The organism is Streptomyces sp. NRRL S-646, from assembly GCF_000720765.1.
Classification (GTDB): Bacteria; Actinomycetota; Actinomycetes; order Streptomycetales; family Streptomycetaceae; genus Streptomyces.
The window spans coordinates 517,696-542,739 of sequence record NZ_JODC01000009.1; the positions used below are offsets into that span (position 1 = coordinate 517,696).

26 protein-coding genes and 4 pseudogenes are annotated in these 25,044 nt (G+C 70.1%); 19 read left to right on the forward strand and 11 right to left on the reverse strand.

The annotated features are described in order from the left end of the window. The first annotated feature begins 26 nt into the window (after positions 1-26). The 7 genes from IH68_RS0125760 to IH68_RS0125790 all read left to right on the forward strand — a co-directional run bounded on the left by IH68_RS0125760 (position 27) and on the right by IH68_RS0125790 (position 5,932). Positions 27-476, forward strand: a complete 450-nt coding sequence (locus IH68_RS0125760) for a DUF6114 domain-containing protein (protein WP_030939416.1) — start codon at positions 27-29, stop codon at positions 474-476. Further along, complete coding sequence (locus IH68_RS0125765) at positions 473-1,648, forward strand: hypothetical protein (protein ID WP_030939418.1); 1,176 nt, start codon at positions 473-475, stop codon at positions 1,646-1,648. Before IH68_RS0125760 ends, IH68_RS0125765 begins: the two co-directional genes overlap by 4 nt. An 86-nt stretch (positions 1,649-1,734) precedes the next feature. After that, positions 1,735-2,436: an SDR family oxidoreductase gene (locus IH68_RS0125770; RefSeq protein WP_030939420.1), complete on the forward strand. Its 702-nt coding sequence runs from the start codon at positions 1,735-1,737 to the stop codon at positions 2,434-2,436. Between the two features lie 28 nt (positions 2,437-2,464). Next, complete coding sequence (locus tag IH68_RS0125775) at positions 2,465-3,343, forward strand: alpha/beta fold hydrolase (RefSeq protein WP_030939422.1); 879 nt, start codon at positions 2,465-2,467, stop codon at positions 3,341-3,343. A 105-nt stretch (positions 3,344-3,448) separates the two neighbouring features. Beyond that, on the forward strand, positions 3,449-4,138 hold the full coding sequence (locus tag IH68_RS0125780) for an NADPH-dependent F420 reductase (protein WP_030939424.1): 690 nt from the start codon (positions 3,449-3,451) through the stop codon (positions 4,136-4,138). A gap of 239 nt (positions 4,139-4,377) precedes the next feature. Then, the gene (locus tag IH68_RS0125785; RefSeq protein ID WP_051833728.1) at positions 4,378-5,373 is read left to right on the forward strand and encodes an acyl-CoA desaturase; all 996 of its coding nucleotides are present in this window, start codon (positions 4,378-4,380) and stop codon (positions 5,371-5,373) included. Positions 5,374-5,395: 22 nt separating this feature from the next. Next, entirely contained in the window at positions 5,396-5,932 is a 537-nt protein-coding gene (locus tag IH68_RS0125790) for a GNAT family N-acetyltransferase (protein ID WP_030939427.1), read from the forward strand. 133 nt (positions 5,933-6,065) lie between these two features. On the opposite strand, the gene IH68_RS0125795 is transcribed toward IH68_RS0125790, so the two are convergent. Beyond that, positions 6,066-6,722, reverse strand: coding sequence for a TetR/AcrR family transcriptional regulator (locus IH68_RS0125795; protein WP_030939428.1), 657 nt, complete (start codon positions 6,720-6,722; stop codon positions 6,066-6,068). Between the two features lie 103 nt (positions 6,723-6,825). Here IH68_RS0125795 and IH68_RS0125800 point away from each other — a divergent pair, with 103 nt between their 5' ends. Further along, a complete protein-coding gene (locus IH68_RS0125800; RefSeq protein ID WP_030939429.1) occupies positions 6,826-7,857 on the forward strand; it encodes a medium chain dehydrogenase/reductase family protein in 1,032 nt (343 codons plus the stop codon). A 99-nt stretch (positions 7,858-7,956) separates the two neighbouring features. Further along, positions 7,957-8,598 carry an SRPBCC family protein gene (locus IH68_RS0125805; RefSeq protein ID WP_037885209.1) on the forward strand — a complete coding sequence of 214 codons (642 nt, stop codon included), beginning with the start codon at positions 7,957-7,959 and terminating at the stop codon, positions 8,596-8,598. A gap of 214 nt (positions 8,599-8,812) precedes the next feature. On the opposite strand, the gene IH68_RS0125810 is transcribed toward IH68_RS0125805, so the two are convergent. The 3 genes from IH68_RS0125810 to IH68_RS0125820 form a co-directional block, all read right to left on the reverse strand. Then, a complete protein-coding gene (locus IH68_RS0125810; RefSeq protein ID WP_030939434.1) occupies positions 8,813-9,460 on the reverse strand; it encodes a hypothetical protein in 648 nt (215 codons plus the stop codon). 136 nt (positions 9,461-9,596) lie between these two features. Continuing rightward, positions 9,597-10,337, reverse strand: a complete 741-nt coding sequence (locus IH68_RS0125815) for a hypothetical protein (protein WP_030939436.1) — start codon at positions 10,335-10,337, stop codon at positions 9,597-9,599. 13 nt (positions 10,338-10,350) lie between these two features. After that, complete coding sequence (locus tag IH68_RS0125820; protein ID WP_030939438.1) at positions 10,351-10,896, reverse strand: RNA polymerase sigma factor; 546 nt, start codon at positions 10,894-10,896, stop codon at positions 10,351-10,353. Positions 10,897-10,992: 96 nt separating this feature from the next. Here IH68_RS0125820 and IH68_RS0125825 point away from each other — a divergent pair, with 96 nt between their 5' ends. Beyond that, the gene (locus IH68_RS0125825; RefSeq protein WP_078912600.1) at positions 10,993-11,901 is read left to right on the forward strand and encodes a serine/threonine-protein kinase; all 909 of its coding nucleotides are present in this window, start codon (positions 10,993-10,995) and stop codon (positions 11,899-11,901) included. A gap of 34 nt (positions 11,902-11,935) precedes the next feature. Here IH68_RS0125825 and IH68_RS0125830 read toward each other — a convergent pair whose 3' ends face one another. Then, a complete protein-coding gene (locus IH68_RS0125830; protein WP_030939442.1) occupies positions 11,936-13,093 on the reverse strand; it encodes a PQQ-binding-like beta-propeller repeat protein in 1,158 nt (385 codons plus the stop codon). A gap of 15 nt (positions 13,094-13,108) precedes the next feature. Here IH68_RS0125830 and IH68_RS59185 point away from each other — a divergent pair. The 3 genes and pseudogenes from IH68_RS59185 to IH68_RS0125845 form a co-directional block, all read left to right on the forward strand. Beyond that, a pseudogene (locus IH68_RS59185) lies at positions 13,109-13,204 on the forward strand (peptidoglycan-binding domain-containing protein); the annotation flags it as partial. 54 nt (positions 13,205-13,258) lie between these two features. Further along, positions 13,259-13,654, forward strand: a complete 396-nt coding sequence (locus IH68_RS0125840) for an RICIN domain-containing protein (protein WP_030939444.1) — start codon at positions 13,259-13,261, stop codon at positions 13,652-13,654. Between the two features lie 233 nt (positions 13,655-13,887). After that, positions 13,888-14,607: a DUF4232 domain-containing protein gene (locus IH68_RS0125845; protein ID WP_030939446.1), complete on the forward strand. Its 720-nt coding sequence runs from the start codon at positions 13,888-13,890 to the stop codon at positions 14,605-14,607. 59 nt (positions 14,608-14,666) lie between these two features. Here IH68_RS0125845 and IH68_RS0125850 read toward each other — a convergent pair whose 3' ends face one another. Next, positions 14,667-15,470 carry an SDR family NAD(P)-dependent oxidoreductase gene (locus IH68_RS0125850; RefSeq protein ID WP_030939448.1) on the reverse strand — a complete coding sequence of 268 codons (804 nt, stop codon included), beginning with the start codon at positions 15,468-15,470 and terminating at the stop codon, positions 14,667-14,669. 139 nt (positions 15,471-15,609) lie between these two features. Here IH68_RS0125850 and IH68_RS0125855 point away from each other — a divergent pair, with 139 nt between their 5' ends. Beyond that, a complete protein-coding gene (locus tag IH68_RS0125855; protein ID WP_030939450.1) occupies positions 15,610-16,518 on the forward strand; it encodes a LysR family transcriptional regulator in 909 nt (302 codons plus the stop codon). A 74-nt stretch (positions 16,519-16,592) separates the two neighbouring features. Here IH68_RS0125855 and IH68_RS0125860 read toward each other — a convergent pair whose 3' ends face one another. Continuing rightward, positions 16,593-17,195, reverse strand: a complete 603-nt coding sequence (locus tag IH68_RS0125860) for a TetR/AcrR family transcriptional regulator (protein ID WP_030939452.1) — start codon at positions 17,193-17,195, stop codon at positions 16,593-16,595. A gap of 146 nt (positions 17,196-17,341) precedes the next feature. Between IH68_RS0125860 and IH68_RS0125865 the strand changes: the two genes are divergently transcribed. Beyond that, positions 17,342-18,469, forward strand: a complete 1,128-nt coding sequence (locus IH68_RS0125865) for an FAD-dependent oxidoreductase (RefSeq protein ID WP_037885139.1) — start codon at positions 17,342-17,344, stop codon at positions 18,467-18,469. Positions 18,470-18,563: 94 nt separating this feature from the next. On the opposite strand, the gene IH68_RS0125870 is transcribed toward IH68_RS0125865, so the two are convergent. From IH68_RS0125870 to IH68_RS0125880, 3 genes are all read right to left on the reverse strand, one after another. Beyond that, entirely contained in the window at positions 18,564-19,526 is a 963-nt protein-coding gene (locus IH68_RS0125870; RefSeq protein ID WP_030939454.1) for a hypothetical protein, read from the reverse strand. After that, complete coding sequence (locus IH68_RS0125875) at positions 19,523-20,143, reverse strand: RNA polymerase sigma factor (protein WP_234341571.1); 621 nt, start codon at positions 20,141-20,143, stop codon at positions 19,523-19,525. Before IH68_RS0125875 ends, IH68_RS0125870 begins: the two co-directional genes overlap by 4 nt. 139 nt (positions 20,144-20,282) lie before the next feature. Next, positions 20,283-20,744 (reverse strand): hypothetical protein, encoded by a 462-nt coding sequence (locus IH68_RS0125880; protein WP_030939456.1) that lies wholly within the window; start codon positions 20,742-20,744, stop codon positions 20,283-20,285. 11 nt (positions 20,745-20,755) lie between these two features. Here IH68_RS0125880 and IH68_RS56475 point away from each other — a divergent pair, with 11 nt between their 5' ends. Together IH68_RS56475 and IH68_RS0125890 are read left to right on the forward strand one after the other, a co-directional pair. Further along, on the forward strand, positions 20,756-21,304 hold the full coding sequence (locus tag IH68_RS56475) for a hypothetical protein (protein ID WP_030939457.1): 549 nt from the start codon (positions 20,756-20,758) through the stop codon (positions 21,302-21,304). 102 nt (positions 21,305-21,406) lie between these two features. Further along, positions 21,407-21,628 (forward strand): annotated as a pseudogene (locus tag IH68_RS0125890) (site-specific integrase); the annotation flags it as partial. A 344-nt stretch (positions 21,629-21,972) separates the two neighbouring features. Here the strand turns inward: IH68_RS0125890 and IH68_RS0125895 are convergent. Beyond that, a complete protein-coding gene (locus IH68_RS0125895) occupies positions 21,973-23,733 on the reverse strand; it encodes a S8 family peptidase (protein ID WP_030939460.1) in 1,761 nt (586 codons plus the stop codon). Between the two features lie 381 nt (positions 23,734-24,114). Between IH68_RS0125895 and IH68_RS59465 the strand changes: the two are divergent. Both IH68_RS59465 and IH68_RS53515 read left to right on the forward strand, forming a co-directional pair. Further along, a pseudogene (locus tag IH68_RS59465) lies at positions 24,115-24,325 on the forward strand (IS982 family transposase); the annotation flags it as partial. 1 nt (position 24,326) lies between these two features. Then, positions 24,327-24,936, forward strand: a pseudogene (locus IH68_RS53515) (transposase); the annotation flags it as partial. Between the last annotated feature and the right edge of the window lie 108 nt (positions 24,937-25,044).

Sequence of the window (25,044 nt, forward strand, 5' to 3'; positions counted from 1 at the left end):
CCCGCTGACGATCCGGGAACCTCCACATGACGAGTGTCGGCGCACCCGCGCACCCCCACAGTGACAGCGGCTTCGCCCGCGCTCGCCGGGCTTTCAGGGCCTGGCGGCGCACCCGCCCCTTCTGGGCGGGCCTGCTGGTACTCCTGGCCGCCGCGCCGATCATCTACTTCCCTTACTTCAACCTCTCCCTGGGCGCCCTGTCCGTGGCGATGTCCACCACCGCGGGGGCGGGGTCCCTGGTCATCGGCCTGACGCTGATCGTCCTGGGCGGACTCCTGTGGTTCCAGCCGATCATCAGGTTCTTCGCCGGCTGCGTGGCCGTCTTCCTCGGTGTGCTGTCGCTCCCCATCTCGAACTTCGGCGGATTCTTCGTCGGCACGCTGTGTGCGGCCACGGGTGGACTCCTGGCCCTGGCCTGGGGCCCGGTGAACACGGCCGACGACACCGAGGAGCCGTCGGGGAGGGCCGGGGAATGACCGACCAGTCGCCCGACCTGCGCGGCCAGGCCGTAGGACCCCACTACGCCCGGACGAAGAGAGGCCGGCACGCCATTCCCCGTACGTCCGCGCTGACCCGCCTGCGCCTGCCGCTCGGGAGGGCACTCGCACTCACCGCGCTGCCGACCGTTCTCGTCCTGGCGAGTCAGCGTCCGCCCGCGGTCGACACGAGCGTCACCGCGGCTCATTCCTCTCCCGAAGAGGAGCCCGGCGGCGGTGCCGACTGTGCCCGCCCCGACGACACGACAGCGCCGGCCACGGCCCCTACTCCCTCCGCTTCTCCCAGGACGCCCGGTGCCCCCACGAGCAGCGAGCCCGCCAAGCCGTCGGAGCGCGCGGCTGACGAGGAGACGGGCCTCGCCCCGGCCCCGACCGCAACACCGAGCGCGACCGCTGCCGCCACCACCGGTGTTACGGGCATACTCGGTTCCCTCCTCCGCGGCGACACCGAGCAGCAGGGTCCGGCACCCGACACGAGCCCCTCACCGAGCCTGGCCGCTCCGACTCCGACGCCGGCGCCGACGACCACGGAACCGTCCGACGCGCCACCGGCCGCACCTCACGCGTCGGCCACCCGCGGCCATCGGACCGCTGAGCCGTCGTCCCGACCGGTGCACACCACAGGGGCCTCCCGAACCTGTGACATCAGCGATCTCAAGGCTCCCGAGGACACGAGCGCCGGTCGATTCGCCGCCGAGTCCTGGAACATGAAGGGAAGCCGCCTCGAACTGCGCGACCTCGTCTTCGGCGGCGTGGTGACCGTGGACACGGCCGCCGGGCCCAAGCGGGTGCTCAAGTTCTCCGCGGCGGCCGTCACCATCCGCGACCTGAAGATGGCCGTCCCCGTCGGCCCGCAGATCCAGCACATCGACGGAGCGCCCGGCTCGACGTCCACGCTGCGAGGCGACCGCATCACCATGTACGTCGAGAGCCTGACGGGCACCCTCTCCGGTGTCGAAGGCATACCCCTGCCCCCGGTCCTCCGCCTCCACCTCACGCCTGACACCGTCCCGCAGTGGCTCTACGACACGGTCGGCAAACTCGACCTCAAGCTCCAACTCGGCCTGGCCGACGCCGACATCGACCAGGCCGGACAGACGGGTGGAGAGCTTGTCATCCCGGGGATCCATGGATACGGAACGGCCCGGTGAAGCTGGGGGCTGCCGGGCTTGCGCTGGGAAACCGATCGGTTTACCTTAGTGGAAACCGATCGGTTTCTCATTCTGTGGAGAGAGTCATGACTGCTTTGAAGGGCGCAAACGTCTTCGTCACCGGCGGCAGCCGCGGCATCGGCAAGGCCCTGGTGGAGGAGCTGTACGCGCGCGGTGCCGGCAAGGTCTACGCAACGGCCCGTGATCCGCGCTCCGTCACGCACCCCGACGCCGTCCCGGTGGCGCTGGAGGTCACCGACCCGGCCTCCGTGGCGGCTGCCGCCGCGCAGGCGCAGGACGTGACGGTGCTGATCAACAACGCCGGGGCCTCGGTCGGCGGGTCCTTCCTCGACACCCCGGTCGAGGACGTACGCCGTGAGTTCGAGATCAACTTCTACGGCCCGCTGCTTCTCTCCCGGGCCTTCGTGCCGGTCATCGAGCGCAACGGCGGCGGCCACGTCCTGAACGTGCACTCCGTGCTCTCCTGGATCGCGCTCGGCGGCTCCTACAGCGCCTCCAAGGCGGCCCTGTGGTCGCAGACCAACTCCCTGCGTCTGGAGCTTCAGCCGCGCGGCATCGGTGTCACCGGACTGCACGTCGGCTACGTCGACACGGACCTGGCGGCGGAGGTCGACGCACCCAAGTCCGACCCTCGTGACGTCGCCGCACTCGCCCTCGACGGCATCGAGACGGGCGCGTACGAGGTGCTCGCCGACGACATCTCACGGCAGGTCAAGGCGGGTCTGGCCGGTGACCTGGCAGGGCTGTACGCCCAGCTGGCGAAGTAAGCCCCTTCACACACCAGGAGTCGGCGAGATGCCCAGCCGCGAGTCACGCCCCACGATCCACATTCCGGGGACAACCAGCCACACCCTCGCCCCGCGAGCGGGACTTGACGGCCGCGAGGGAACCCTGCGCTACCTCAAGGCGGGCACCGGTGCACCCCTGGTCCTGCTGCACACCGTGCGCACCCAGGCCGAGCACTTCCGCCACCTCATCCCGCTGATCGCGGACCACTACACCGTGTATGCCCTCGACCTGCCGGGGATGGGCCACTCCGAGATCGTGCCCGGGGCGTCGTACGACGAGCCGGCCATGCGCGCGGGCGTCGAGCGGCTCCTGAGCGAACTCGACCTGCACGACGTGACGTTGGTGGGGGAGTCCATGGGCGCGGTGCTCGCCCTGACCACCGCGGCCGACCTCCCGGAGCCGGTCCGGCGCGTCGTCGCGGTCAACACCTACGACTTCCGCGGCGGGATCGCCCGGTCCAGCCTCCTCGCCCGCGTGGTGGTCAGCGGTGTTCTCGCCCCGGGGGTGGGCCCGGTGATCGCCGGGGTGGAGCCCAAGCCCGCCCTCCGCGCGATCCTGCAGGGCGGCCTCGGCGACAAGAGTGCGCTGCGGGCGGACTACGTGGAGGAGCTCCTGCGGGTGGGGCGCCGCCCCGGATACCCGACCGTCGCGCGCGGCGTGTACCAGGCCCTGCCCAGCCTCATCGCGGCCCGCTCGCGCTACCGCGAGGTCAAGGCCCCCGTCCACCTCGTCTACGGCGAGAAGGACTGGTCCCGGCCCTCGGACCGGCAGGCGAACAAGGGCCTGCTTCCGGCCGCCGACTTCACACAGGTCCCCGAGGCAGGCCACTTCATCGCCCTGGAACGGCCCGACGTGCTGGCCGACCTGCTGAACGCGGTGGCCTGACCCCCGCGACCACTGACCGACGTTCCGGCGCGGATGCGTTGCCCGGGCGGGCCGGTGGCGTCCAGCGCCGCCCTGGGAGTGATGCAGCCTTTGAGAGGACAAGCAATGAAAATCTCTGTTATCGGCGCCGGAGCGATCGGCAGCAACCTCGCGCACAAGCTCGGCGCAGCCGGTCATGACGTCCAGTTGGCCGACGCCCGCGCCATGCCGCTTGCGGACGCCGTCAAGGACCGGGACGCCGTAATCCTGGCCATTCCCTTCGGAGTGGCGGGACAGCTGGCCGATCTGTTCGCCTCCGTCCCCGCCGAGACGGTGGTCATCGACACCTCCAACTACTACCCGCACCTCAACGGGCGGATCGAGGTAGTGGAGGACGGTGTGGTGGAGAGCGTGTACACCTCCGAGCTCCTGGGGCGCCCCGTGGTCAAGGCATGGAACGCGGCCCTGGCCGAGACCCAGCGAACGAAGGGTGTCCCGGCGGGCACTCCGGGCCGCATCGCCATCCCGGTCGCCGGCGACTCCGAGGAAGCGAAGCGTGTGGCCATGCGTCTGGTGGACGACACCGGATTCGACCCCTACGACGCGGGAGCACTGGCCGACTCCTGGCGTCAGCAGCCGATGGGCCCCGCCTACTGCACGGAGCTGACCCTGGATGAGCTGCCGGCAGCCCTGGCCGCGGCCGATCGCGTCAAGGATGCGGCTGTCCGGGAGAGCATGGCGGAGCGCTTCGCCGCCCTCGGTGCCGATCCCACCCTGGAGGACGTCGTCGAGATGAACCGCGCCGCCCACAGGTGACCGCCTCTGTGTCCCCCGGCAGGATTCGAACCTGCGAGACCCGCTCCAGGAGTTTCCCAACAGCTCACGGAGATCCAGTTCCGCGACGTTCATGCGCTGGACATCGGTGACGACCTGCGCGGATGCCACCCGGTGCGATCGTGGGCCCAGGACCGCCGAACGCGCTCGAAAGTACACGGGCGCGTGATCCAGGCCGTCCGGCACCGGCTCCGAAAGGCTTGAGCGATGGTGAGGAACCGATGAAGCCGAGTGACGTCGACCGTATCGAACACACCGCCGCCGAACAGCAAGCCGATGCCGGTGGCAAGCCGTTGCTCGACGTCCCCCAGACGGCCGCGGCGGGGGTGGCGATGTGGATCTTCGTCGTCGTTCCGCCGATCTCCCTGATCGCCGTGGTGCCGTTCGCGTGGGGATGGGGCCTGTCCGCGCTGGACTTCGGCATGGCCGTGGTTTCCTACCTCGTTTCCCTGGCCGGCCTCACGGTCGGCTATCACCGTCTCTTCACGCACCGCTCGTTCAAGGCACGGCGGGGCCTGCGCATCGCCCTGGCCGTCGCGGGTTCGCTCGGGGTCGAGGGCTCGCCGGTCCAGTGGGTGGCGAACCACCGGCGCCACCATGCCTTCGCCGACCGTGAGGGTGACCCGCACTCGCCCTGGCGCTACGGCACCGACACGCGTGCGCTGCTCAAGGGGCTTCTCCACGCGCACATCGGGTGGATGCTGAAGCGTGAACTGAGCAACCGGGCCAGGTTCGCCCCCGACATAGCCGCTGATCCCGACCTACGGCTCATCGGCCGGCTCTTCGGACCACTGACCGCCGTCTCGCTCCTGACCCCGGCGTTGGTCGGCGGGTTCGTCACCGGCAGCTGGGCGGGTGCGCTGACCGGGTTCTTCTGGGCCGGCGTGATCCGGATGGCGCTGCTGCACCATGTCACCTGGTCGGTGAACTCGATCTGCCACGTCGCGGGCAGACGTCCCTTCGCCAGCCGGGACAAGGCCACCAACTTCTGGCCACTTGCCCTGCTGTCCTTCGGCGAGAGTTGGCACAACTCGCATCACGCCGATCCCACGGGCGCGCGCCACGGCGTACTGCCGGGCCAGCTCGACCCGGCAGCACGCCTCATCTGGGTGTTCGAGAAGCTTCACTGGGCCCACGACGTGCGCTGGCCCAACTCGGATCGTCTCAGCGCCCGACTGCTGCCCAACCCGGGTGCCCTGCACGGGTCCTCGGGTTGACGATGCTTGCAAACATGTGGGAATGCCTGAGAACCGGTCCTCTGCGACACCGACTGTGGTGCGGCTCCCCCAGTACACGAAGGCGGACCAGGAGGAGGTCCTCGGCGACGGCGATGACCCCTTCGGTGTCGCCTCGGCCGGTCTGACCTGGCTGCCGAAGGAAGAACACTTCGGCGTCAGACACGAAGACCGGCTCGTGGCACATGCCGGCCTGCTGCGACTGCCTGTCGCGATCGGCGACGCCGAGACAGAGGTGGTGGGCGTCGGAGGGGTGGCCGTCGCACCCGGCATGCAAGGCCGGGGCCTGGCTCGGCTCGTCGTCACGGCTGCACTGGAGCACGCCCGCACGATGGGTCCCCAGCACGCGCTCCTGTTCTGCAGGCCTCCCCTCGTGGCGCTCTACCAGCGCCTCGGATGGCACCCGCTCGACAAGGACGTACTCGTAGAACAACCCGAAGGCCGCCTGGTGACCATGCCGCTGCGGACCATGGTGACGCCCCTGCGTGACGATGCCCGCTGGCCCCCGGGGCCGGTACGGCTGTTCTCGCTCCCCATGTGACGGGCTGCTTCGGGGAGGCGCACACAGCGCGGTCTCACATGGAGCCCGTGGCGAGGGTCCCGCCGCTGTCGACCGGGGTTGTCCGCTCTGAAGGGCACGCCGTGGGCACGCGCCAAGGCGGGGCGTGCCGTGGTCAGTTCGCGGGCGTGCCCACCAGGTCGTCCAGCTCGGCGGCGAAGAGCTGCGCGGGGTCGATTCCCATACCGGTGAAGTGGCCGGCGAGTTCCAGGGACAGGACGCCGTGCAGCCGGGTCCAGAAGGTCAGGGCCCGGTGGAGGGCCGCGGGCGGGGCGGGATGGGCGTCCGCCCAGTCCCGGTGGTCTTCGAGGTGCGCGTCGAACGGTGTCGCCGGTCCGTCCAAGGGCAGCGCGGCACAGGCGTCCAACAGGGTCGCCATGATCTCGGACGAGATCGCGGTGGTGTCGTCGGGCGCTTGGTAGCCGGGGACGGGCGTGCCGTAGACGAGGAAGTAGCGCTGGGGGTCCTGCAGGGCCCAACCCCGCAAGGCGTGCGCCAGCGCGGTCACATCGGCACCGGCCTGCGAGGCCGTGCGGAAGGTGTCGGCGAGGCTTCGGTACGCGTCCCTGACGAGCTCGGTGATCAGCTCGTCGCGGCCGCCGAAGTACCGGTACAGGGCGGGCCCGCTCATGCCCATCTGCTTGGCGATCGCGTTGAGGGACAGCGCGGACGCGCCCGCCGTGGCGATCTGCTCCCACGCGCGTTGCTTGATCTCCGTACGCACCTGGGCGCGGTAGCGCTCGCGCGGCGTCTTCGCCTCCGTGTTCACCATGGTTAGAGGTTATCACTGAAGTTATTGACACTCTCGAACCTGTGCGGTTATAACTTCTAACGAACGCGAGGCCGAGTAACTCACCGACTCTGTGGAGGTCGCCATGAACGCCGAAGAACTGGTCGAGGTCGTTCTGCCGGGCAAGGTCGAGCCCGAAGGACTTCAGATCCGGCACGGAGCCGTCCCCGCCGCGGGCCCGGGCCAGGTCCTGATCCGGATGGAGGCGACCGGCGTCTCCTTCGCCGAGCAGCAGATGCGGCGCGGCCGCTACTACGACCAGCCGCCGTTCCCGTTCGTGCCCGGCTACGACCTCGTCGGTACGGTGCTGGCGACCGGCGAGGGCGTCGAGCCGCGCCTGGCCGGCACTCGGGTGGCCGCGCTGGTCAAGGTCGGTGGCTGGGCCAGCCATGTGCTCGTCGACGCGGCGGACGTGGTGCCGGTGCCCGACGGCATCGGCGCGGCGGAGGCGGAGACCCTTGTCGTCAACGGCGTCACCGCCTGGCAGATGCTGCACCGCAAGGCCCGCGTCCGCGCCGGGCACACCGTCGTGGTGCATGGCGCGAACGGTGGTGTCGGTTCGGTTCTGGTCCAGCTCGCCCAGGCCGCGGGCGCGCAGGTGATCGGCACGGCGTCCGCGCGCCACCACGAAGGCCTGCGGGAACGGGGAGTCGTCCCCGTCGACTACCGCACCGACGACGTCGCCGCACGGATCCGCGAACTCGCCCCCCATGGGGTGGACGCCGTCTTCGACCATGTCGGCGGCCACGGCATCGTCGACTCCTGGCGCCTCCTCGCCCCCGGCGGCACGCTCGTCTCGTACGGCAGCGCCTCGACCCGGGACGACGAGGGCTCCAAGCAGTGGCCCGTCCTCAAGTTGCTCGGCCGGGTGTGGCTCTGGAACGCCCTGCCCAACCGCCGCCGGGCGTACTTCTTCAATGTCTGGGCCGGCCGGGCCCTGGCCAAGAACCGCTTCCGTGCCCGCCTCCGCACCGACCTCACCCAGGTGTTCGCCGCCCTCCAGCGCGGCGAGGTCACAGCCCAGATCGCCGCCCAACTGCCGCTCACCCGCGTCGCCGACGCCCTGCGGCTGGCCGAGTCGGGCAGCGTCGCCGGAAAGGTCGTCCTGAACCCGTAGCAGGCACCCGAGCGCCCGGCCCGATCACCACAACGCATCGAGAGGAACACCGTGTTCAGCACCGGCCCGTCGAACTCCCACGGCCAGCAGCCCCGACCCCTGCACCCGCACACCCTCCGGCCCCGGCCCCGCGCGGGCAAGGCCGCGGTCACGGTCGCGCTCGCTGTCGCCGCCGTCCTCGCCGGCACCATCCCTACCGCCCAGGCCGCCCCCCACGGCGGTACGTCCCAGTGCGGCGGGCGGGGCGTCGACACCACAGCACTCATCCGCTACGAGTCCGACACCGTGATCAAGGCGCCACTGAGCACTGTCTGGAAGCTGCAGACCGACGTCGAACGCTGGCCGTCCTGGCAGCCCCCTGTCACCACCGCCGAACGTCTCGACCCCGGCCGCCTGAAGGCGGGTTCGCAGTTCCGGTGGACGACCCCCGCGCCGGCCACCCCCACGACCCCCGCCACCACACTCGCCATCACCTCCACCGTCCAGGAACTCCATCGCCACAACTGCATCCTGTGGAGCGGACCCGCGATCGGTGCGGGGCTGCGCATCGACGACGGTGTCCACCTGTGGACCTTCGAAAAGGTCAAAGGCGGCGTGCACGTCCACACCGAGGAAACCTGGACCGGCACCCAGGTCGAAGCGGACGTGCCCACCGCGACCGCGGCCCTCGGCACGGGCCTCGAAGCATGGCTGGACGACCTGAAGACCACCGCCGAAGCCCACACTCGGACGAGGTCCTGACAGGGATCCGCCTGCCGGCATTCAAGTCGGCAAGCGACAACTGACCGCGATGGACGGCAAACAGGCACGACGCCGTGATGTGGCCGAGTGCCCGGCCCAGGCAGCCTTCTCCTGACCCGGAGCTCGATGTCCCGCCATCGGGCCTACGCCGACCATTCCTCGGTGTGGCACGGACGACGGGACAACGCAGGACCTGCGCCGCGGCGCCGGGAGATCAGCCGGCCAGCCGGTTGATGGCAGCGGCGGCGATGCCTGCCATATAGCCGGAGTCGTCGCTGGGCTGACCGGAGAGTTCGACCACGCCGACCCTGTGACCGCTTCGGATCACCGCTACACCGCCGGCGACCTTGCCGTTGCCGTTGTAGGCCGGGTACCAACTGCCCTCGCCGGCCTTGACAGTGATCGCATGCGCCTTGCCGTAGTACCAGTGACCCGCCGGCTCATGCTGGCAGCCGCGCACCAGCTTGTTGAGCTGCTCCTCGTACGAGGCCGCCGACGTGGTGGAACCGTCGGCGACGGACTCGGTCAGCGAGGTGCCCTTGGTGTCGAAGGCCCAGGCCACGTCCGCATAGGCGACGGCCTTCCCCTTGGTCAGTGTGCGCATCGTCTCCTCGCCGGAGCACGCCGACAGAGCTCGTTTCCCGCTCAGGCCCACGCTCGCGCCGACCGGGGCCAGGCCCTGCTGGAAGAAGTCCTCACTCTGCATCAGGTTGCCGGAGCCGAGGCCGGGCTCGGCAGCGGTGGCGGCAGCGGGATGAGTACCGATGGCGATCGAGATCAGGGCAGCGCCGGCACAGGCAGCCGCTCCCGCGGTACGAGCGCGACGCGAGAACCTCTTGCCGACTGCTTGGTGGTCGAACATCTCATCTCCTGTCTGGTGGCGACGCGGTTCGCGTCGTCGTACACCAGGGAGATGCCGCGGGTCCGCGAGATGTTGGATGGAAACCGGCGGCGACTGATGTGATCCACCTCACTCCAGCAGGTGGGCTCGGACGGTCTCAGAGCCGCGTCACGGCCGCACGGACGATCCGCGTCATCGCAGCCGTGCCCAGGCAGGTGTCGACCTCCAGGACCCCGTAGTGGGAGCCGTTCTGGAGTATGGCGATGCCGCCGCACGGCTCCTTGCCCCGTGGCGCGGTCCCCGTGCTGTTCAGGTCACCGTCGTACATTCCCATCCAACTCGCGGTGATGTCCGCCGCGACGTCGATCGTGTGCGTCGGCCCGTAGACCCAGTGGGTGGCCGGTTCCGTCTGGCACGGCACTTCCTCCAACAGCAGCCGCTCGGCGAAGTTCTGGGCCAGTGTCGGGCTTCCGGCGTCGGCGACGACTTCGCGCGCGGCCTGATCGTTGACGTCCACCGCCAGCGTGCGGTCGCTGCGGTCCGTGTCCTTGGCCGTCACGAACCCACGAAAGTGCGCGCCAGGCCCTCCCAGGGTCTCGCCGAGGGTCTTCTCCCCGGTACAGGCCGCGTTGGCGTACCTGCCGTCCCCTGTCCGGTCCACCACGTAGATGGGCTTGGAGAACCCGACCGTCCTGAACTCGGCCGCTGTCAGCATGTTCCCGCCCGTCACGGGACCGTCGGCGGGCTTCGGTGCCGAAGAGCGGGCACCCGGCGAGGCCGCCGCGGCGCCCGGCGTCGGGCCGACCGGAGCGGAGCGGCCGGGCAGCACGAACCGGCCCGTCAACAGGCCGAGTCCGATGGCTGCCGTCAGGATGACGGCGATCGTCCGAGTTCGCACGACAGCCGATGCCTCAGCAGGCACCGTCGAGGCGGTCCCGCATGAAGCGACGAGCCTGATGGATACGGTCCTTGACCGTGCCCAGGGGAGCGTCGGTGATCTCAGCGACCTGAACATAGGTCAGGTCTCCCAGATCGCGCAGCACGAAGGATTCCACCAGGGCGGGATGCCGCTCCTCGAGCGCGGCCAGCGAGTCCATCAGGTCCAGGCGGGTCCCGGCGATGACGCTCGTCGTCCGAGGGTCGGCACCCTCGGGAAGGACCGCATGGCTGTCCTCCGCGCGTCGGCGCATCGAGCGGTACGTGGACCTGGCGGCGTTCGAGGCGATCACCGTCACCCACCCGAGGAACGAGCCTCGCCCGCTGTACTCGTGCAGATGGGTGCTGATGGACAGCAGAGCGTCCTGCGCGGCCTCTTCGGCGTCGGCGTGGTGCGGAAGGAACCTGGAGCAGCGGCGCATGACCGTGGGGCGAAGCCTGACGAGAAGGCGTTCCAGGGACGCCCGGTCACCTGCCTGTGCGGACGCCACGAGCTGTGTCAGCTCGCCCTCGTCGATCATCCTGTTGCTCCCCCGTTCACGTACGACCGTGGACTTGGACTCCACCTGACCGCCCCGCGGTTCCCGGCCCCATTGCCTCAGGCAGAATGTCGCCGCATGCGGAAGCTAGGTCGTTACCTCCTTGAGGACAGGCTGGGAGCCGGTTCGTTCGCGACCGTCTGGAGAGCATACGATCCTGAACTCGACACGGATGTGGCGGTCAAGGTGCTGGCCGACAACTGGGCGTCGAACGCCGATGTGCGGCAACGGTTCCTGACGGAGGCGCGGCTGCTGCGAAGGATCTCCAGCCCACGTGTCGTACGCGTTCACGACGTCGGTGTCCAGGACGACCGACCCTACTTCGTCATGGACTACGTCCGAGGCGGCACTCTGGCCGAGAAGGTCGGGCACTGCCGGCCCGCGGAGGCACTCCATCTGGCGGCCGAGGCCGCATACGCCGTCCAGGTGCTCCATGATGCAGGCGTCGTCCACCGTGACATCAAGCCGTCGAACCTCCTGCTCGACATCGGCCGTACGCCCACTGCCGTACTCGTCGCGGATCTCGGCAGCGCGAAGCAGCTGGCCGACGCGTCGGGGCTGACCGTGACCACGGGCACTCCCGCGTACATGGCGCCCGAACAGGCCCTCCAGACCGGCGGGTTCGACGGCCGGGCCGACGTATACGCCCTCGGGGTCGTCGCCTACGAGCTGTTGACCGGGCGCAAGCCGTTCGGCCCGGGCGGCCGCACAACCCTTGCGTCGGCGCAGGCACCGCCGCCGTCGTCGCCGGCGCTTCCCAGAGAGCTGGGGGCTCCGAACGGCATCGACACTCTTCTTCGTGCCGCGCTGTCCGTGGAACCCGAGAACCGACCGCCAACCGCGCAGGCGTTCGCGGATGCGCTGTTGTTCCAAGGGGGAGAGGAGCCGGTGCCGGCCAGGTCCTCAAGACCGACACCCCTCGCGGTCTGGCTCGCGGCGGTTGCGGTGTTCCTGGTGACCACGGTGCTGACCTGGTTGGCCCGATGAACTCGGAGTACTGCGCGGCGATTGCCTCGGCCGGTCAGGTGGGCCCGTTCGGGGTCCGGGAGAAGGCCGTGTCGCCGGCCAGCGCCACGATCGCGTCCTTGACGAGCAGCACGCGCGGCGGGTAGTCCTGCGCCTTGTCTCCGGGGTCGTCGAGTGCGGAGGTGCGCCAGACCTCTGCTCCGGTGCGGCTGTCCAGGGCCAGCAGGCGGCCGAAGCGGTTGGAGAAGTAGACCCGCCTGTATGTCGCTGACACCGCGGGCGCGGACAGGCTCTCCATGTCCGTTGTCTTCTCCCAGAGTTGTTTGCCGCCGGCCGCCGACACCGCGGTGACGGTCCCGTCGGAGCGGACGAAGTAGACGACGCCGCCCATGAGGGTGGCCGTGCCGGTCAGTGGATGGGCCAGCGGTGTCCGGCTGACCTGGCCGGTGTCCGGGGCCACCCGCAGCAGTGCGTTGTAGGGCCGTTCGTATCCGGCTTCGTACACGTCCTTCGCGGTCTGGGGGGCGAGGAACAGGGGGTGCCCGCCGACGGCGCCGAGCACTTGCGCCTTCTTGGGCAGTGTGGCGGTTTTGGTCAGGCTGCCGGGTGCGAGCTTCATCAGCTCGACCGGGGCCTGGCCGGGCTCGGTGCCGGCTGAGCACAGGGCGTAGGGGGCGCCTCCCAGCGCCGACGGAGTGCAGACCTCGTTCCGCGAGGGCGCCCGCCACAGTTCCTTTCCGGACGGCGCGTAGGCCACGAACGAGACGAAGTCGGGGGACAGGGTCAGCAGTCCGCCGTCGTACAGGACCGCGTCCTGGGCCTTGTTGATGTCGCGTTGCCAGCGCCGGTGCCCGGTGGCGGCGTCGAGGGCCACCACGCGCCTGGTCCTGTCGTCCGGATCCTCGTACGTGTAGACCAGCCCGTCGCGCACGCCGATCGGCTGCGCCCCCTGAGGGCGGGTGCCGGTCCGCCACAGGGTGCGGCCGGAGGCCGCGTCGATCCTGGCGGCCGTGAAGCCCGTACCGCCACAGAACAGGGCGTTTTCCTCCGCCACACATCCGGGGCTGTCGTAGTCGAGCGGGACACCCTTCACCTCGGACCGCAGCGCCGTGCGCCACGGCCGCCAGCCGTCCGGCAGTGATGCGGCACGGGTGGTGGTGTCCGGGCCGGACAAGGAGACAGCCACCCCGATCCCCAGCCCCGTGACGGCCATGGCCTCTACGTCCCGGTCGGCGGGGACTTCGACGCCGCTACGGTCGCCGCGGTCAGGGCCTTCCAGACCGAGGCCGGCCTCACCGTCGACGGCAAGGTCGACGCGCAGACCAAGAAGCTCCTGTACGCCCTGCCCCGCGGAACCGTCCGGGCCGGCTCGGTCACGGTGACCGAGAGCGTCAACGCCGTCCCGGTCGCCCGGTGTCTCGACAACCGTGGCTCGGACGTCCAGGTGTGGCGGTGCAACGGCACGGACGCCCAGAAATGGGCTCTGTACCGTGTGGCCGGCCAGGGCTCTCAGTACCGCGTCGTCAATCGGGGCAGCCATCTCTGCCTGGACGCCGACGCCGGCACGACCGGCCGGAACGGCCAGGAGGTACAGGCCACGAGCTGCGACGGGCTGAGCGCCCAGACGTGGCAGCTGGGCGGCGGCGGAACGCTGGTCAGCGTCCCGGACGGCTTCTGTCTGGACGCGGAAGCCTCCACCTCCGGGCAGGACGGTCAGCGGGTCCAGGGCTTCGGATGCGCGGGCAGCACCAACCAGGTGTGGCACTGGTCCTGACGGCCCTGCCGAGGGGTGGACACGACGTCGCCCTGCAGTACTGACCACCCTGCCCGACGGGTCTGTCCGTGTTTCTCCGCCTTCCCGTAACGGCGCGTCAACTCGCTTGTCACAGCGGTGTCTTGGTGCAACTCCTACGGCAACGCGCGGCCCGGCGCCCACCTCCTATGAAGCAACCGAGGCCGCTCAGCCGGAGCGTGCGGCCGATACGACACCGCTTCCCAGGAGTACCGATGCGCGTCAAGAAGATGCCCGCCCTCGCCTTCGTCGTCGCCGCTGCCGGCCTCTCGCTGACCGCGTGCGGCAGCAGCGGCGGATCGGGCGCTTCCGCCGGCACCACCGCGTCCACCACCGCGAGCAGCTCCACCGACGCGAGCGGTTCCACCACCGGCGGCACCTCCACCGGCGGCCAGGGCTCGACCTCGGGTTCCTCCTCGTCCGGCTCCACCGGTGGCCAGGGCTCGACCTCCGGTTCGTCCGGCTCCGGCAAGGCCGGCGGAACCGCCGCCCAGGCCCAGACCTCGACGTCGAGCTCCATGTGCAAGACCGACCATCTCGCCTTCAGCGCCTCCGCCAGCGGGACCAAGAACGAGATAGTCGTCAACCTGAAGAACACCGGTTCCGGCAAGTGCAGCATGCACGGCTTCCCGGGCGTCCAGCTCGTGGGCCCCGACGGACTGGGCGACACCGGGCCCGACGCCGCCCGCACCGACGCCTCTGCGGCCACCGTCACCATCGGACCCGGCGAGGAGACCCGCTTCCTGCTCCGCTACATCCCGGACACCAGCGGCTCCGGCAAGAAGTACACCCGGCTCGACGTCACCCCGCCCAACGAGAAGGTCTCGGAGATCGTGAATCTCAACGGTCTCGCCTTCACCATCTCCGCGTCCAGCGGCAACGCTCCGGACGTCTACGTCGACCCGGTCGGCTACCACGTCGGCTCCGGCAAGTAAGCCCAGCCGCCACGCCGTTGCCCGCATGACTGCCCACCGCTGACACCCGGCGCTGCCGCTCAACCGAACGCAGCCAGGGAGACCGGCTGCCACTGGTGCCAGGTGCTCAGACGCTCCTCGTAGAGAGCGGCGACGTCGGTGAAGGACTTGCCGAGGAAGATCCTCAGTGGGGGCCGTTCCGCATCGACGATCCGGAGAATCGCGTCGCGGGTCGCGCGCGGGTCGCCCACCTCGAAATCCTGCGCGGTGGCCGCGTGGACTTCGGTGTAGTCCGGGTGCCGCTCACTGTGCCGTGCCCCGCGAGCCAGCCAGTCGGTGGCATAGGGGCCGGGCTCGACGTTGGTGATGTGGATACCGAAGGCCGCCACTTCCTGCGCCAGGGACTCCGACAATCCCTCAAGAGCCCATTTGGAGGCGTGGTACGCGCCGATGCCGGGAAATGCACGTACACCTCCCTCGCTGGTCACCTGCAGGATCCTTCCCGAGCGTTGCGACCGCATGACGGGCAGCACGGCCTGCGTGACCCATATGGCGCCGAAGAAATTGGTCTCCATCTGAGCCCGGAGGTCGTCCTCGTTCAACTCCTCGACCATGCCGAAATGCCCGTAGCCGGCGTTGTTGACCGCGATATCCAGCGAACCGAAATGCGAGTGGGCGAGCTGCACAGCCTCATGCACCGCGGCGCGGTCGGTGACGTCGAGCCGGACCGGCAGTACCGCGTCCCCGTACCGCTCGACCAGAGGAGTCAGCAGGCTGACGTCCCGAGCCGTCGCCGCGACGTGATCGCCGCGTTCGAGCGCCGCTTGTGCCCACTCGCGGCCGAACCCCCTCGAACTGCCCGTGATGAACCACGTCTTCGCCATGACTGGTGCTCCTCTTGCGTGAATTGCTGTGCGTGCATTACTTGCTGTTGCTCCTCCAGCGTGCTGCTGATCCAGGTATTCCACCAGCGAAGGTCTCACATAAGAGACATGCGGTTTTGGAATGTGCCAGGATGACGGCATGGCGGACTTCACCCTCACCGGTCTGCGCGTCGTCCAGGCAGTGGTCGACACCGGATCGTTCACCGCCGCGGCCGACGCACTCGGATACACGCAGTCAGCGGTGTCCCGTCAGGTGGCGGCGATGGAAGCCGCCGCGGGCGCACCACTGTTCGTCCGGGGCGCTCGCGGGGTGGCCCCCTCTCCCGCGGGCATGATGCTCGCCCGCCGAGCCGCGACGGCCCTCAACGAGATCGACGCCGTCAGCACAGACCTCGCCGGACTGCAGGACCACGTCACCGGACGAGTCGCCATCGCGGCGTTCCCCTCGGCCGCAGCCGTGCTCGTCCCCAGAGCCCTCGCCCGCCTGGGAAGCGACCACCCGGGTCTGATCGTCGACTTCGGCGAGGCGTCCTCGCCCACACAGCTTCGCCAGCTCCGCGCCCACCGCATCGACGTAGCGGTGATAGGTGTGGGACCGGACCTGCCCGCCTACGATTTCGCGGGGCTGCGCCGCGACCTGCTCCTCGACGGCGGCCTGCTGCTCGCCGTCCCTGCCGGCCACCGGTTCGCCGGCCGCGGAACCATCCCGGTGACCGAGCTGAGGGACGAACCCTGGATCGTCGGCAAGGGCCTCCGTGACGACCCCCAGTTCGGCGCCTGGCCGACCCTCGACCATCCGCGGATCGCCTACGCCGCCCGTGAATGGCCCACTCGCCTCGGCCTTGTCGCCACAGGTCTCGGCATTGCCGTACTCCCCGAAGTGGCCGCGGCCTCGGTCCCCGCGGGAGTCCGTGTCGTCCAGGTCGACGACCCCACCTGGCTCGGCCGAGCCGTCGTCGCCGTCACGGTCCGCGACCGCTCTCCCGAGGTGACGGCCACCGTGGGGGCGCTGCGCCACGAGGCCGCACAGCTTCGTGCGGCGCCATGACGCTCACTCCTGACGGGCGTGAACGGGCTTGTGCAGCGGGCGCACGCCGCGCCGCCTGAGGTTGGGGACCGAGGTCAGTCGCGGCCGTCACCGGACCGCAGGGCCGGGGCGCTCCATCCGTGTTCGAGGAGGTCGAAGGCGACGTCTACGGCTTGTTCGGGGTCGTCGGCGCGCTGGGCGAGGGCGGATGTCTCCAGGGCGAACCGGGCCAGGGCTGCGCTGCGCAGGTCGTCGGGTGCGACGCCGAGGTCTTGGGCGATGGCGCGGGCGAGGGCGTCCTGGTGGCGCATCCACATGCGGTGGGCGTAGTCGCTGAGGGCCGGGGTGGTCCTCACCAGGTTGAGGAAGTCGGCGTAGCGGGCGTCGGAGTCGACGGCGCGGATGCGGACGCGCTTGACGTACGCACAAAGGGCCTGGGGGACGGTCGTGCCGGGGGCGCGGTCGCTGACGGCGGCGACCAGGCCGGCTTCCTGGTCGGCCTCCTCGTCGAAGACGAGCGCCTCCTTGCTGGGGAAGTGCTTGAGGAGCGTGGTGGTCGACACGTCGGCGGTCTCGGCGATCTCGTGCAGGGTCACCGCGTCGTAGCCGCGCTCGATGAAGAGGTTCAGGGCGGCGTCGGCGAGCGCCTGGCGCGTGGCGGCCTTCTTGCGCTCGCGCCGTCCTACAGGTGTCGTCATGCTCCCATCGTACACAAAGGTGTCTGATAAAAAAAGTTGTACCGTTGCACTTATTTGGTGATCGTGCTTTCTTGGAGTAGCCGGACCGGGACCGAGACCGACCGTGCCGACCCCTGCCCCGCACACCCGCGACAAGGAGACCGACCATGAACCGCATCGCCGTCATCGGCGCCGGACCCGGCGGCCTGACCTGCGCCCGCATCCTCCAGCGCCACGGAATCGACGTCGCCGTCTACGACTCCGACGCCTCCGCGACCGCCCGTGACCAGGGCGGCACCCTCGACATGCACCCCGACACCGGACAGCACGCCCTGCGCGCCGGCGGCCTGTGGCCCGGCTTCACCGCCCTGGCCCGCCCCGAGGGCGAGCAGATGCGCCTGGTCACCCGCGACGGCCGCATCGCGTTCGACGCCGCGCCGTCCCAGGACGGCCAGGGCAACCCCGAGATAGACCGCGGGCAGCTCCGCGACCTCCTGCTCGGCTCCCTCGCCCCAGGCACCGTCCGCTGGGGCCACAAGCTGGAGCGCGCCGAACCGCTCGGCGACGGCCGCCACCGCCTGCACTTCACCCACGGCCGCAGCACCGAGACCGACCTCGTCGTCGGTGCCGACGGCGCCTGGTCCCGCGTACGCCGCATGCTGACGGGCGCGGTCCCGATCTACACCGGCGTCACCTTCGTCGAGACCGGCCTGAACGACGCCGACACCCGCCACCCGTCGCTTGCCGCCCTGACCGGGAACGGCACGATGATGGCCCTCGACAACAACCTCGGCTTCATCGCCCAGCGCAACAGCGGCGGCCACATCCGCGTCTACGTCGGCATGCGCACCCCCCAGGACTGGCACCGGCAGGCGGGCCTCGACCTCACCGACCCCGCCGCCGTCCGCGACGCGCTTCTGCACCGGTTCGCCGACTGGAGCCCAGCCCTGCGCGGCTTCATCACCGACACCGACACCGGCTACACCAACCGCCCGCTGTTCGCCCTGCCCGTCCCCCACACCTGGGAACCCGTCCCCGGCGTCACCCTGCTGGGCGACGCCGCCCACCTGATGTCCCCCTTCTCCGGCATGGGCGCCAACCTCGCCATGCGCGACGGCGCCGACCTCGCTCAGGCCCTCACCGAACACGTCACCGTCGACGACGCCGTCATCGCCTACGAGAAGATCCTCATCCCCCGCTCCGTCGCAGCGGCCGAGGGGGCCGCCGAAGGCATCGACGGCGCCTTCGCCCCCGACAGCGCCGAGCAGACCCTCGCCCACATGACCGCCCACTGATCGTCAGGAGCAGGAAAAACTGACCGAGGGCGCCTGGGGCGTACAGCGCCCCAGGCGCCCTCGGTCGTTCGAGGACCTCCCCGCCGGTCCGGTGTCAGCCGATCTTGTCCGTGAAGCCCACCGACAGGAACGTCTGACGGGTGACCTTGCCCTTACTGGCTCCCGCCGTCCACGTGAAGGTGTACTCCAGAATGGAGCTCGTCCTCGGGTCGACGATCACGCGGCCGACGCTCCTGGCCTCCGCGAACTCCAGGGCGGTCCCGCCCCGCCCGATGCTGTCCTTGACGGCCCCGACGAGTTTGACGCCCTTCAGCCCCGCCATCGCCTTGAACAGCCCTGCCCGCAGTTTCGGGCTCGCCGGGGACTCGCCGAGCAGGGTGACCGCCTGGTCGAAGGGGGAGATGCTGTCGGGCCTCGGCGGAGTCCGGAGCAGCTGAAGCAGCTGCGCCGGGTCCGTGGTCAGCTGGTCCAGGGACTTCCAGTCGAGGTCCTTCGGCCCGAGCTGCCAGTCGGGCCGGCGCCCCTTCGTGTACGCCTTGCCGTGGTTGACGACGTAGAAGTCCATGGACTGCGAGAGGTACGAGTCGCCGACCGTCAGGTGCGTCTTCCAGTACTTCCCCGAGGAGACCGACCGGGTGGCGGCCACCGTGGAGATGTCGTCGAGGAAGACGGACGCGGTGTCCGCGCGCGCCTCGCTCCGCGTGCCCGTGTGCGTCTCACCGGTGTTCGCGTACGTCACCGCGCCGGCCGCGACCGCGGCGGCGGTGAACAGGCCGACGAGGAACCGGCGGCGCGCGGACACCAACCGCAGCGGTGCGGTCACCACAGCGCCCTGCTTGCGCCCGGCGGCGGGCCCGGCCTCCTGCGCGGCCACCGCCGCCTCGATCCCCGCCAGCGCCCTGGCCAACGCCTGTGCCGACGGCGGCTCGACCCGCCCTGCGGCCACCAGTTCACCGGCGCCGGGGAAGTCCAGCAACACCGCGCGCTCGGTCATGCCGGTCTCTTCCACGTCCTGCGTGCTCATGCCGGTCCGCTCCTCGTCGTCGTACGTACTCATGCCATGTCTCCCGTCACGCTCAGGTGCCGTCCGGCCGGGCGCGTCGGTGCGAGCCGGTCGCGCAGCCGGCCCCGTGCCCGGTGCAGCCGCGAGCGGGCGGTACCCGCCGGGATGCCCACGGCGGCGGCCGCCTCGGCGGGGGTGAGCTGCTCCCAGCTGACGAGCAGCAGCACCTCCCGCTCCTCGACGGGCAGTTCGGCCAGTGCCCGGCGCAGCGCGGGGGCCAGCGCGGCCGCGTCGAGCCGCTGGTCCACCGCCTGCCAGGGATCGGTGATCTCCACTCCCGGTACGTCCTCCTGCCGCCCCGCCCGCCGCAGGTGCTGGGCCAGTACGTTGCGGGCCACCCCGAACAGCCAGCCCCGCGCCGAGCCGCGCGAGGGGTCGAACGTGCGCCGCGCGGCGAACGCCTGCAACCACGCCTCGGCCAGCAGATCGTCCGCCGCGCCGGGCATGCGCCGGGCGAAGTAGCCGTGCAGGTCGGGTGAGTACGCCTCCACCAGCGGGGTGAACGCCGCTGGGTCCCCCGCCGCCGACCGTGTCAGCTGGGCGTCGCTGTCGCCGTCAGGGTCGGGGGCGCCGTCGCTGCGTTCCTCGTGTTGCCGGGTATCCGGTTTCACGGAATCTCCGTCTCCGACCGCCGGACGACGGTCTCACCCTGTACTTGTCATCAAGTCGCGGATCCGTTCGCGCCCTCTGCCGGAGCGGCTCACCGTCGGGGTGGCCTCGTCTCGTACACCACCAGGCGGGATGAGCGGTCTACCGCCGCCGACCGCGGTCCGCCCATGACTCGGCGGGGCCGTCGAGGTTCGGCTCCTCTTCTTCTGTGCGTGGCATACGCGGCATGCGCAAGAACAGGGTGTCGAACGCCCCCGCACCGTGGTAAGTGGTGAGGGTGACCGTTGGGCTCTCGTCCCCGGTGTAGCTTGCCCAGTCCACTCTGGGGTCCTGTCGGGCGGAGGCCGGGCACTTCGGGTGCCGCAGTGCGGGTGGCGGCTGGGCTGGGTCGGGGGCGTAAGCCGGGTACGGCGGTATTCCTGTACCGAGGGGTCTGCCCTGCTGGGCCGTGGCTCGTTCCGCGACGCCGCTCGTCACCACGGCAGTGATGCCGACGATGATCAACAGGAGCCCGGGTACGGTCGCGGGCTTGATGCCCTGTCCCATGAACCACCAGGCGGCGAGCGCCGCCACGGGGGTCTCCAGCAGGAGCAGGACGCTCATGGTCGTCGCCGATGACCCGGGACCTGTACGACGCGGACTGGCCGAAGAAGGCCAGGGACGTGGTGGGGAAGCTGCGGGTCGCCGTCGGGCAGCATCCGGACGATCCTCGGCTGGCCGCGCTGATCGGTGAACTGGCCATGAAGAGCGCCGAGTTCGCCACGATGTGGTCCGAACACCGGGTCAGGAAGTGGGACCTGGCGACGTACCGCATGCACCATCCGCTCGTGGGCCGTATGCAGCTCAACCTCCAGACCCTGAACGTCCCGCAGGTAGAGGGCCAGCGCATAGTCGTGGCGACCGCCGACGCCGGCACCACGTCAGCGGCAGCGCTGTGTCTCCTCGCCCAGACCGGTGTCCCGACCGCTGTTCCAACCGCACGGCAGGCGGGACGCACCGAGACTCCGGGTTCCGCACGGGACGGGGCGGACAGCCGGAGCCAGGCGCCCGCTGCGGAATTGATGACCGCGCCGCGCCACCCAACGAGACCGGGCCGGCACAGGGGGCTGCCGCCGGCGGCAGGAGACCAACCGCATGGAGCGCACCGCCCACGTCAGCAGTGACGGCCGCCGCCGTGTCGATGCTCTCGGCCCTTCTGCGATCCCGGGATGGGATCTGGTCTACGACCACCCTGAGGAGCACGCCCCGTTCCATGCCGGTCACCCAGCACCTTCGGGCGGACGTGGCGGCGGGGGCGAGAGGTCGTCGGGATGCCCGAGGGCTTCCGGTTCCACGACCTTCGGCACACCGGGCACACTCTGTCCACCCGATCGGGCGCCGCGCTCAAGGACACGATGGTCCGCGCCGGCCAGTCCTCTGAGAAAGCCGCGCTGATCTATCAGCACTCCGACGACGATCGACAGCGGGAAGTTGCAGTCGGCCTCGACCCCGGTCCGGTCCGGGACGGTGGCCCGCCGCTTGAGCCGGCCGACACTCCTCGGGGCTGTGTCCGCGCTGCCCGTACGGTCAGCGCGGACACAGCTCTGCAGCTCGTCAGGGAGGCGCACGGTGAGCTGGACACCGGCTTCAGGCCGTCCGCGGCCTTCCTGGACGCCTCCGGCATGGTGGCCCCGACCGCGGCCTACACCGCCGCCGGGGCCCATATGCCCTCTGCCGCCCAGCAGTTCGCAGCCCTGGCCGAACGGACCGCAGCCCGCCTTGTCCGCGGCCGCGGGCGGAGAGCTGTGGCCGGCGCTGTGCGTGCTGTAAGCGGGCGTTGCCGGGCCCTGCGCTAGAAGGTCACGTTCCAGGCGTCGATCTTGCCTGTGTCGGAGGCGGCGTTGTCGTTGACGCGCAGCTTCCAGGTGCCGTTCGCGACCTCCGAGGAGGCGTCCACGGTGTAGGTCTGGGCGATGTTGTCGGCGCTGCCGCCGGCGTGGTTGTGCAGCGTGTAGACGGTGCCGTCCGGCGCCACCAGGTCGACCTTCAGATCACCGATGTAGGTGTGCTTGATGTCCACACCCACCTTGAGGGTGGCCGGGGCGTTGCCGGTCACACCGGTTACGGCGATCGGGCTCTCCACGGTCGCGTTGTCGTTGATGGCGAAGTCCGCGAGGTTCTCGAAGTACTTGCCGGGCGGCGGGGTGGCCCCGACGGCTTTGAGGGCGTCGACCTGTCCTTCGCCGAAGAACGAGTTGTCGGCCGTCGTACCCGTGCAGCGGCTGTCCGAGGGGCAGGCGATGTCGTTGGCCTGGGCGGCCAGCTTGGCGCGGATCTGCGCCGGGGTGATGCCCGGGTTGGCGCTGGCGATGAGTGCCGCCACGCCGACCACGTGCGGGGTGGCCATCGATGTGCCGCTCTTGCTGCCGTAGCCGCCGCCGGGGACGGTGGAGTACACGTTGCTGCCCGGCGCCGCGACGTCGATGACGTCCTGACCGTAGTTGGAGAACGAGGCCTTGGTGACGCCGGTGCCGTTGGCCGCGACCGTGACCACGCCCGGCAGCTCGGTCGGGATGTCGAGGCAGGCGTTGGTGATGGTGCGGGTGACCGGCGTCGAGTCGTTCGGGCTCGCGGAGTCGGTCGTCTTGTGGGCGAGGTCGTAGTTCTCGTTGCCCGCGGCGGCGATCTGGAGGGAGCCCTTGCCCTCGGCGTACTCCTGGGCGCGCTTGACGCCCTCGATGATGGCGGCCTGGTCGATGTTGTCCGGGCAGTTGAACTGCCACGGGTCCGTGTAATAGCTGTTGTTGGTGACCTTGAAGCCGTGGTCACCGGCCCAGACGAAGCCGCAGATGGTGTTCTCGGCGAAGAAGAAGGAGTTGCCCGGCTCGGCGACCCGGACCGCGGCGATCTTCACCCCGGGTGCCACGCCGACGACGCCCTTGCCGTTCTTGGCCGCGGCGATGGTGCCCGCTACGTGGGTGCCGTGCGTGTCGACGTCACGCCAGGCGCCGGTACGGGTGTCGGGCTTGCCGTAGGCGCAGGAGACCGAGTCGGCCGCGTCGAAGTTGGGCGCCAGGTCCTGGTGCTGGTCGTCCACACCGGTGTCCAGGATGCCTACCTTGACGGAGGCGGAGCCCGGGTTCACGGCCCAGGCCTGGTCGGCCTTGATCTGGCTCATGTCGGCCCGGACCGGTTCTCCGGCCGGCGTCGAGGCCTGGGCCGGATTGGCCGGGAGCGCCGGGTTGTAGGCGTCGGCCGGGACGTCCGAGGTACGCGTGGCGCCGACCTGCTGCACGCCGGCGACGCCGCGCATGGTGGCGGCGAATCCGCTGGACGCCGAGTGGGCGACGATCACGCCGATGGCGTCGAAGTTCGAGAAGACGGTGCCGCCGTTGGCCGTGATCGCGGAGCGGACCGCCGAACTGTCACCGGGGGCGGTGATCACGAGGTAGGCACGCGTCCCGGCCACCCAGGTCGCACTCCGGGATGTCGGCACGGCGGCCGGAGCGTGGGCCTTGGCGGCCGGCGCGGTGGAAGGGACGACGGGGAGCGTGCCCGCGAGGGCGCCCGGGGCGCCGAACGCGAGGGCGGCGCCAAGCGTGGCCGCCAACACCAGCGTGCGTCTGGGGCGGCTGGATATGTGGGGTATCAATGCGTCCTCCGGAGACGGCCCGGACGTGTTGAGGGCACCGGCCGGGCCGTACGAAACGAGTGGTGGATGCAAGATGTCAGGTGCATGATCCTGTGCGGAAGTACCTTTCCGTGCAGGGGCGTTATAGAGGCATGGCTGAAAAGAGACGTACTGCGCTCTCGTGCCGGTCGAAGCGGGGAGCAAACGTCCGGCGTTCCCCAACTTGGTGTACGCGTTTCAGGGGCCTTCTCGCCGTACGCTCTGAGCTGCTGAAACGGACTTTCGTTCAAGCCCGTGTCGGCTAGTTGGATGAGTTCAAGGGTTCGCCTGCGGACATGGTGCGAGGGCGCCCAATGTCGATGTGTGACGAAAGACCTGGACACCCTCGCAACGGCACACTGTGCGGTCGACGACGAGTTGAAGGCTTCGCCGTGGCTGGCTCCCTGGCTCCCTGGCTCCCTGGCGTCCGAAGACCGGGATCGCGCCCAAGTTCAGTGACGCGGAACTGCTCACGCTCGCGGTGATGTCGGCGCTGCTCGGCTACACGTCCGAGCGGCGCCGACTGCGCCGCGTCGGAAGTACTGGACCGCTTCCCGGACCGGGTCTTCGCCTTCGACGAGTTCGGCCCGCTCGGAATCCGACCCACCGCAGGCTCCGGCTGGGCCGAGCGTAAAGGCCCCGACCGGCTGCCCGCCACGTACCACCGCACCCACGGTGTCCGGTACTTCCACGGCTGCTACTCGGTCGGCGACGACACCCTGCGGGGCCGTCAACTGCAGGAAAGGTGCCGCGAACACGCTGGCCGCGCTGAAGTCGATCCGAGCCGCCCGCCCGGACGGCGCCCCGATCTACGTGATCCTGGACAACCTCTCCGCCCACAAGGGCGCCGACATCCGCCGCCGGGCGAAGAAGAACAAGGTCGAGTTGTGTTTCACCCCGACCTACGCCTCGTGGGCGAATCCGATCGAATCGCATTTCGGACCGCTGAGGCAGTTCACCATCGCCAACTCCCACCATTCCAACCACACCGTGCAGACCCGGGCCCTGCACGCGTACCTGCGCCGGCGCAACGCCAACGCCCTCCACCGCGACGTCCTGGCCGCCGAACGCAAGGAACGCGCGCGCATCCGCAGCGAGAAAGGCATCCGCTGGGGAGGCCGACCCGCAGCAACAGCCGCATGCTGATGGACCCGCTTAAGCGTGGTTCGCCAGGTCGGGGCCGAACCGGGCACGTCTTGAGCGGGACCGCATCCGCTCGCGACATACAACTCGTCCAGCCATACTCCCCTGGCT

Excerpts from the sequence above, each read along its gene's own strand:
- IH68_RS0125760 (WP_030939416.1), top strand. The coding sequence starts at position 27 with ATGACGAGTGTCGGCGCACCCGCGCACCCCCACAGTGACAGCGGCTTC.
- IH68_RS0125765 (WP_030939418.1), top strand. The coding sequence starts at position 473 with ATGACCGACCAGTCGCCCGACCTGCGCGGCCAGGCCGTAGGACCCCAC.
- IH68_RS0125770 (WP_030939420.1), top strand. The coding sequence starts at position 1,735 with ATGACTGCTTTGAAGGGCGCAAACGTCTTCGTCACCGGCGGCAGCCGC.
- IH68_RS0125775 (WP_030939422.1), top strand. The coding sequence starts at position 2,465 with ATGCCCAGCCGCGAGTCACGCCCCACGATCCACATTCCGGGGACAACC.
- IH68_RS0125780 (WP_030939424.1), top strand. The coding sequence starts at position 3,449 with ATGAAAATCTCTGTTATCGGCGCCGGAGCGATCGGCAGCAACCTCGCG.
- IH68_RS0125785 (WP_051833728.1), top strand. The coding sequence starts at position 4,378 with ATGAAGCCGAGTGACGTCGACCGTATCGAACACACCGCCGCCGAACAG.
- IH68_RS0125790 (WP_030939427.1), top strand. The coding sequence starts at position 5,396 with ATGCCTGAGAACCGGTCCTCTGCGACACCGACTGTGGTGCGGCTCCCC.
- IH68_RS0125795 (WP_030939428.1), bottom strand. The coding sequence starts at position 6,722 with ATGGTGAACACGGAGGCGAAGACGCCGCGCGAGCGCTACCGCGCCCAG.
- IH68_RS0125800 (WP_030939429.1), top strand. The coding sequence starts at position 6,826 with ATGAACGCCGAAGAACTGGTCGAGGTCGTTCTGCCGGGCAAGGTCGAG.
- IH68_RS0125810 (WP_030939434.1), bottom strand. The coding sequence starts at position 9,460 with ATGTTCGACCACCAAGCAGTCGGCAAGAGGTTCTCGCGTCGCGCTCGT.
- IH68_RS0125820 (WP_030939438.1), bottom strand. The coding sequence starts at position 10,896 with ATGATCGACGAGGGCGAGCTGACACAGCTCGTGGCGTCCGCACAGGCA.
- IH68_RS0125825 (WP_078912600.1), top strand. The coding sequence starts at position 10,993 with ATGCGGAAGCTAGGTCGTTACCTCCTTGAGGACAGGCTGGGAGCCGGT.
- IH68_RS0125830 (WP_030939442.1), bottom strand. The coding sequence starts at position 13,093 with ATGGCCGTCACGGGGCTGGGGATCGGGGTGGCTGTCTCCTTGTCCGGC.
- IH68_RS0125845 (WP_030939446.1), top strand. The coding sequence starts at position 13,888 with ATGCGCGTCAAGAAGATGCCCGCCCTCGCCTTCGTCGTCGCCGCTGCC.
- IH68_RS0125850 (WP_030939448.1), bottom strand. The coding sequence starts at position 15,470 with ATGGCGAAGACGTGGTTCATCACGGGCAGTTCGAGGGGGTTCGGCCGC.
- IH68_RS0125855 (WP_030939450.1), top strand. The coding sequence starts at position 15,610 with ATGGCGGACTTCACCCTCACCGGTCTGCGCGTCGTCCAGGCAGTGGTC.
- IH68_RS0125860 (WP_030939452.1), bottom strand. The coding sequence starts at position 17,195 with ATGACGACACCTGTAGGACGGCGCGAGCGCAAGAAGGCCGCCACGCGC.
- IH68_RS0125865 (WP_037885139.1), top strand. The coding sequence starts at position 17,342 with ATGAACCGCATCGCCGTCATCGGCGCCGGACCCGGCGGCCTGACCTGC.
- IH68_RS0125870 (WP_030939454.1), bottom strand. The coding sequence starts at position 19,526 with ATGAGTACGTACGACGACGAGGAGCGGACCGGCATGAGCACGCAGGAC.
- IH68_RS0125880 (WP_030939456.1), bottom strand. The coding sequence starts at position 20,744 with ATGAGCGTCCTGCTCCTGCTGGAGACCCCCGTGGCGGCGCTCGCCGCC.
- IH68_RS56475 (WP_030939457.1), top strand. The coding sequence starts at position 20,756 with ATGACCCGGGACCTGTACGACGCGGACTGGCCGAAGAAGGCCAGGGAC.